This is a genomic window from Mycobacterium sp. TH-M116 (assembly GCF_057473685.1).
The window spans coordinates 1-6,274 of the sequence record NZ_JBYCLC010000094.1; the positions used below are offsets into that span (position 1 = coordinate 1).

Annotated in this window: 7 protein-coding genes; 4 read left to right on the top strand and 3 right to left on the bottom strand. The window is 71.0% G+C overall.

Going from position 1 to position 6,274, the window contains the following annotated elements; translation table 11 throughout:
* Positions 1 to 410: SDR family NAD(P)-dependent oxidoreductase (locus tag AC2VOK_RS04650; protein ID WP_428899446.1), on the top strand; the 410-nt coding region annotated here is incomplete at its 5' end.
* Entirely contained in the window at positions 407 to 1,645 is a 1,239-nt protein-coding gene (locus tag AC2VOK_RS04655) for a zinc-dependent alcohol dehydrogenase (protein WP_428899447.1), read from the top strand. The genes AC2VOK_RS04650 and AC2VOK_RS04655, both read left to right, overlap by 4 nt.
* Before the next feature lie 378 nt (positions 1,646 to 2,023).
* On the opposite strand, the gene AC2VOK_RS04660 is transcribed toward AC2VOK_RS04655, so the two are convergent.
* Together AC2VOK_RS04660 and AC2VOK_RS04665 are read right to left on the bottom strand one after the other, a co-directional pair.
* Complete coding sequence (locus AC2VOK_RS04660) at positions 2,024 to 2,677, bottom strand: L-fuculose-phosphate aldolase (RefSeq protein WP_428899448.1); 654 nt, start codon at positions 2,675 to 2,677, stop codon at positions 2,024 to 2,026.
* Complete coding sequence (locus tag AC2VOK_RS04665) at positions 2,674 to 3,654, bottom strand: NAD(P)-dependent oxidoreductase (protein ID WP_428899449.1); 981 nt, start codon at positions 3,652 to 3,654, stop codon at positions 2,674 to 2,676. Before AC2VOK_RS04665 ends, AC2VOK_RS04660 begins: the two co-directional genes overlap by 4 nt.
* Before the next feature lie 30 nt (positions 3,655 to 3,684).
* On the opposite strand from AC2VOK_RS04665, the gene AC2VOK_RS04670 reads away from it, so the two are divergent.
* Both AC2VOK_RS04670 and AC2VOK_RS04675 read left to right on the top strand, forming a co-directional pair.
* Complete coding sequence (locus AC2VOK_RS04670; RefSeq protein ID WP_428899450.1) at positions 3,685 to 5,043, top strand: xylulokinase; 1,359 nt, start codon at positions 3,685 to 3,687, stop codon at positions 5,041 to 5,043.
* Between the two features lie 9 nt (positions 5,044 to 5,052).
* A complete protein-coding gene (locus AC2VOK_RS04675; RefSeq protein WP_428899451.1) occupies positions 5,053 to 5,724 on the top strand; it encodes a GNAT family N-acetyltransferase in 672 nt (223 codons plus the stop codon).
* A gap of 133 nt (positions 5,725 to 5,857) precedes the next feature.
* Here AC2VOK_RS04675 and AC2VOK_RS04680 read toward each other — a convergent pair whose 3' ends face one another.
* Positions 5,858 to 6,211 carry a hypothetical protein gene (locus AC2VOK_RS04680; protein ID WP_428899452.1) on the bottom strand — a complete coding sequence of 118 codons (354 nt, stop codon included), beginning with the start codon at positions 6,209 to 6,211 and terminating at the stop codon, positions 5,858 to 5,860.
* Positions 6,212 to 6,274 lie beyond the last annotated feature (63 nt).

The window sequence follows — 6,274 nt, forward strand, 5'->3', positions numbered from 1 at the left end:
CGCTGGCTCTGCTGCCGCGAATGCTGGCGCGAGGATCGGGCCTGGTGGTCAACGTGTCCAGCGTCGGTGGCCGGATGGGCATCATCCACGAAACCGCCTACTGCGCCAGCAAGTTCGCGCTGTGCGGGTGGAGCGAGGCGATGTCCGTGGATCTGCACGGAACCGGTGTCTCGGTGAAGCTGATCGAGCCCGGCCCGACGGACACCGAGATCTGGGATCAGCCGGGCAGTGAGGAGCCCCTCTATCAGGGGCCCAAGTTTCCCGCCGGCGTGGTGGCCGACGGCATCATCGACGCGCTCGGCCGCGGGCGATTCGAGCACTACGTGCCGGACATGAAAGCCGTCGTTGACGCCAAGAACGCCGATCTGGACGCGTTCATCGCCGGCGCGTCCGGGATGGCGTCCCGATGAGGGCGCTGATCTACGGTGTGCCGCCGGAGCCCTTCGAGGTTGCCGACGGCGCGAACCTGCTGACCCAGAACCTGGCCCGCACCCCGACCGCGCTGCACCATGTGCCGGATCCGACGATTCTGCGCGATGATTGGGTGATCACTCGGCCCCGGCTGACCGGTATCTGCGGATCGGATTCCAAGCAGATCCTGATGGACTTCGGCGAGGGTGACGCCGATAACGCGATGACCGCGTTCTGTTCGTTCCCCCAGGTGATGGGCCATGAGGTGGTTGCCGACGTGGTGGCGCTGGGCCCGAAGGCTCGCGGGCTGCAGGCAGGTCAGCGCGTGGTGCTCAACCCGTGGCTGTCCTGCGCTCCGCGCGGCATCGAAAGGCTCTGTCCCGCTTGCGAAGACGGCGACTACAGCCTGTGCTGGAGCTTCGCCGACGGCGGCATCAAGCCCGGCATCCATACCGGGGTGTCGGCCGACGTGACCGGTGGCTATGCCGAGTTGATGCCCGCGCACGACGGCATGCTGTTCGCGGTTCCCGATTCGGTGCCCGACGAGGCGGCGGTGTTCGCCGACCCGTTCTCGGTGTCCCTGCACGCGATCACGCGCCACCCGCCGCCCCGCTCGGGCCGTGCCCTGGTGTACGGGGCCGGTTCCCTGGGGTTGTGCGCGGTCGCCATCCTGCGGGCCCTGTATCCCGACGTGGCGGTGGCGGTGGTGGCGCGCTTCGCCGCGCAGGCGGAGCTGGCCCGCACGTTCGGCGCGGCCAAGGTGCTCGCGCACGAGCCGCGCCTTGCCGTCATCGAGGAAATGGTCGACTGGGGCGGAGGCCGACTGCGCCGGCCGCTGCAGGGCCTGCCGATGGCCCACCCCGGCGCGGTCGACGTCGTCTATGACACCGTCGGCAAGCCGGAGACGTTCGAGGTCGGCGTCCGGGTTCTCAACGCCCGGGGGACGCTGGTGCAGGCCGGCGTCCACGCGCCCGGCCGGTGGGAGTGGAGCCCGTCGTATTTCAAGGAGATCGCCCTCGTCGGTTCCAACGCGTTCGGGGTGGAGGAGGTCGACGGCGTCCGCAAACACGCCATCGCCCACTACCTCGAGCTGGCATCCGCCGGCCGGGTCGACCTGCGCCCTATGCTGACCCACACCTTCGGGCTGGGGCAGTGGCGCGAGGCGTTCCTCGCGATTGCCGACCAGGGTCGAAGCGGGGCCGTGAAGGTGGCCTTCGACCAGCGCGGCGGGTAGGGAGCCCCACTGTTTTCGCGTCGTATCCTGTTCGACACCCCGGCCAGGCTCGGTCTGCCGATCTGGGACGCACCCGTCTCGGCGGAGATACGCGCCATCACCGAGGGTCGCGAAGTGACCCCGCCGGGCAAGGTCCTCGACCTCGGTTGCGGCACCAGCAGACGAAAAACTCCGATACTGCGGTTGCGTCATTCTGGTACAAGACGGCGTTACTCGCCCTCCCGTGCGGTTACCGACATCCGCCGCGACGCTTTAGCTCAAGTACGTGAGGGGCGGATTCGCTCAGCCGGCACCCGGCCCACGCCCTCCTGTGTTTCGTCGAACCGGAGTTCCACCGCCCGCGCGCCGGTCGCGCGCGACCGATCGGGAATCGGTGGGTCAGGTGTTGGTGCGCAGGTAGCCGTAGACGGCGGCGAATTTGCCGTTCACGTCCTCGGGGATCGCCACCGGACCGCCTAAAGCCCTTGCACCCCAGGCGATCTGCGCCGTACGTTCCACCAGGGCGGTGACGTGCAGGGCCTTGTCGGGCCGCGGGCCCACGGCCACCAGCCCGTGATTGGCGATCAGAGCGGCCGCCCGCCCGTCGAGCGCGCTGACGGCGTTGAGGCCGACGTCGGGGGTGCCCGAGGCTGCATACTCGGCGCACCGGACGTCGCCGCCGCAGTACACGGCGAACTCGTCGATGCAGGCCGGAATCGGCTGGCGCGCGACGGCGAACATCGTGGCCCACACCGGATGGCTGTGGATGACGCTGCCGATGTCGTCGAACGCCCGGTAGCAGGACAGGTGCAGCGCCAGCTCCGACGACGGGAACCGGCCTTCCGCGGCCTGTAGCACGGCGCCGTCCGGGCCGACGAGCACGATGTCGTCGAGTCGCATGTCGCGATAGTCCACCGACGACGGCGTGATGACGATGTTGCCGTCGGCGCGCCGGGCGGAGATGTTGCCGGCGGTCCCCTCGACCAGACCGCGCCGCAGCATGTCTCTGGCGGCGTCCAGGACCGCGCTTTCGGGATTGTCGACAAACCTCACGGGCGCAGCACCTCCGGGTTGACGATATGAGCGGGCGTGCCGCCGGACAACAACGCTTCCAGGTCGTCGGCCACCATCTGCGCCTGCCGCGCCTCGGTGTCCCAGGTGGCGCCCCCGATGTGCGGGGTCAACACGACGTTGGGCATGCCCGCCAGCGGGTGATCGATCGGCAGCCATTCGCCGGCGAAGTGGTCCAATCCGGCTCCGGCCACCTTGCCGTCGCGCAGCGCCGCCACCAGTGCGTCGGTGTCGTGCAGTTGCGCGCGGGCGGTGTTGAGGAACACCACGCCGTCGCGCATGGCCGAGAACTGCGCCGCGCCGATCATCCCGGCGGTCTCATCGGTGACCGGCGCGTGCAGGGACACCACGTCGGACTCGGCCAGCAGCGCGTCGAGACCGTGTTCGGCTTCCTCGGTGTAGGGATCGTGGGCGATCACCCGCAGGCCCAGCCCGCACAGCCGCCAGCGCACCGCCCGGCCGACCGCGCCCAGGCCCACCAGCCCGGCGGTGCGTCCGGCGATCTCGGCGCCGCGGAACCGCTGATACGGGATGCTGCCGTCGCGAAAGATGTTGCCGCCGCGGACATCGGTGTCCGCGGGCAGCAGGTGACGAGTGACGGCCAGCAGCAGGGCCACGGTCATCTCGGCGACCGCGTCGGCGTTGCGGCCCGGGGTGTAAAGCACCGGGACACCGGCGGCGGTGGCCGCGGGGACGTCGACGTTGTTGGGGTCACCGCGGGTGGACGCGATCGCGCGCACACCGAGGCCGAACACCGGCGCGCGCACCGAGTCGGCTTCCACCACAAGCACATCGGCGGCCTCGGCGGCGATCCGTTCGGCCAGCTGCTCGGCACTGTAGATGCGCAGGGGCCGCTGCTGCGTCCACGGGTCGTAGATCACGTCGGCCAGCTGCCGGAGTTTGTCGAACCCCGGCCCGCGCAGCGGCGCCGTCACCAGGGCGCGCGGTTTGGACGTCACGAACCCCAATGCTGGCGTACGGTGACGCCCGTGTCACGCGAAGGCGTCACAATAGGCATCGACATCGGCAGTACCTCGGTCAAAGCGGTCGCCGCCGACCCCGACGGCCGTGTGACGGCGCGGGTGCGCATCGGACACCGGTTGCGGGTACCGGCCCCCGACCGGCTCGAGCACGACGCCGACGAGGCGTGGCGGCGGGGTCCGCTCGCAGCACTGGACGGGCTCGGCTGCCGTGACCCGAGGGCGGTCGCCGTTGCGGCGATGGTGCCGTCGCTGACGGCCGTCGACGTCACCGGCATGCCCGTCACGCCGGGACTGCTCTACGGGGATGCCCGGGGGCGGGGCCCGCAGACGGTGAACCAACCGCTGCCCGCGGTGGGGGAGGCCGCCGAGCTCCTGCGCTGGACGGCCTCCCGGGCGCCCGGTGCGGCCGGGTACTGGCCGGCGCCGGCGGTGGCCAATCACGCGCTGGCGGGCGAGGCGGTGATCGACATCGCCACCGCGGCAACGACATTCCCGCTGTTCGACGGGACCGGCTGGGACGCGGCGGCCTGCGCCGAGCGCGGCGCGTCGATCGAACAGATGCCGCGGGTGCAGACCATCGGTGCCGCGGCCGGCCGCCTGCGGCAGACCGGCGCGGTGCTGGCGACCGGCGCCGTCGACGCTCTGTGCGAGCAGATCGTGGCCGGCGCCGACCGCGACGGCGACGTGCTGGTGCTGTGCGGCACCACGCTGATCGTGTGGGCGACCGTCGCGGAGGCGCGGCAGGTGCCCGGCCTGTGGACGATCCCGCACACCGCCGCGGGCAAGAGTCAGATCGGCGGGGCCAGCAATGCCGGCGGGCTGTTCCTGAGTTGGGTGGATCGCGTGCTGGCGCCGGGCGACGCGGACGCCACCGACCCGCGCCGGGTCCCGGTGTGGTCGCCCTACCTCCGGGGGGAGCGCACACCGTTCCACGATCCGGACCGACGGGCCGTACTCGACGCGCTCGACCTGACCCACGACGCGGCCGTGCTGCGCAGGGCCGCCTACGAGGCGTCGGGCTTCGTCGTGTGCCAGCTCATCGAGCTGAGCGGGGCGCCGGTGGCGCGCCTGGTGGTTGCCGGCGGCGGCACCCGGGTCGGGCCCTGGATGCAGGCCGTGGCCGACGCGACCGGCCGCGAGGTGCAGGTCTGCGAGGTCGCCGAGGGCGCCGCGCTGGGAGCGGCGTTTTTGGCCCGGATGGCGGCCGGCCTGGAGACGTCGATCGCCGATGCCGCCCGCTGGGCACGCACCGGTCGCGTCGTCGAGCCCCGGCGCGCGTGGGCAGGCGCCGTCGAGGACCGCTATCAACGGTTCCTCGAGCTGGGAAGCCGCAGATCTGAGGCGCTACCGCCGGCGGCGTTCTAGTCTGGTGCAATGACCGACCAAGACCGTAAAGCCGCCCGGCGAGAGATCGCAGATGCCCTGTTGTGCGCCCTCGAGCGCCGGCACGAGATAGCCGACGTCGTGGTGGAGTCCGAGAACAAGGCGGCCGCGGTCGGGGCGGTCGCCGCGTTGCTGGACACTTCGCGCGCCGCCGCCGAAGCTGTGATGGGCATGTCGTTCGACCAGCTCACCATCGAGTCACGCACGAAGATCCTCGCCGAACTCGAAGACCTCAACAAGCAGCTGAGCTTCACCCTCAAGGAGCGGCCGGCCAGTTCGGGGGAGAACCTCGAGTTGCGGCCGTTCTCGCCGCAGACGGACCGGGACCTCTTCGCCGTGCGGACCGGGGAGATGGGCGCCGGCGACGGCTCCGGCGGACCGGCCGGCAACCTCGACGACGAGATCAACGCGGCGCTGCGGCGGGTCGACGACGAGGAGGCCGCCTGGTTCGTGGCCGAGGAGTCCGGAGAGAAGGTCGGTATGGTGTTCGGCGAATTGGTGCGCGGCGAGGTCGACGTGCGGATCTGGATCCACCCCGAGCACCGCAAGAAGGGCTACGGCACGGCGGTGCTGCGCAAGTCGCGTTCGGAGATGGCGTGGTGCTTCCCCGCCGTGCCGATGGTCGTCCGGGCGCCGGCCGCCAAGCCTGCCGGGGCCACGTAGGCCATTGAGTCGTTGATTGTGAGCCGGGTCGGTGTCGCGAATGCGCACCACGCCGCAGCGCCAAGCAGCTCAGGCGTCCGTATGCGACCATCGCCGTCTTCGTCGTCGTCCGACCACGCCCGCGGTGCGTCGCTCATTTCACCGCGCCCCCGCACCCGCCGGGAGGCGCCGGCTGCGGAACCGGCCCGTCGTCGGGGTCGACCACGCACGACATCCCCAGATCGGCGGGCTCGCTCTGGCCCGGCAGCATGATCGGCAGCGAGTAGGCGCCCCCGGCCATCAGCTTGTGCCAGTAGGATCCGTCCGGGTAATGCTCCCCGTCGCAGTAACCGCCCATCAGCACATTGCCGAGACCACCGCCCGGGCAGTAGCCACGCAGGGGGTCGGGCATGTGCGGGTCCGGGGCGGCGTGCGCAGGCGACGCGAAGGTGGAGGCGGTGCCTGCAGCGACGGCCAGTGTGGCCAGGACGGCGACAAGTCGATACATGATCGACCACCTTTCAGGCTGACTTGTTCAGCAAACGCCCGGATTGCAGCCGGCGCAAGTGAC

Excerpts from the sequence above, each read along its gene's own strand:
- AC2VOK_RS04680 (WP_428899452.1), bottom strand. The coding sequence starts at position 6,211 with ATGTATCGACTTGTCGCCGTCCTGGCCACACTGGCCGTCGCTGCAGGC.
- AC2VOK_RS04655 (WP_428899447.1), top strand. The coding sequence starts at position 407 with ATGAGGGCGCTGATCTACGGTGTGCCGCCGGAGCCCTTCGAGGTTGCC.
- AC2VOK_RS04675 (WP_428899451.1), top strand. The coding sequence starts at position 5,053 with ATGACCGACCAAGACCGTAAAGCCGCCCGGCGAGAGATCGCAGATGCC.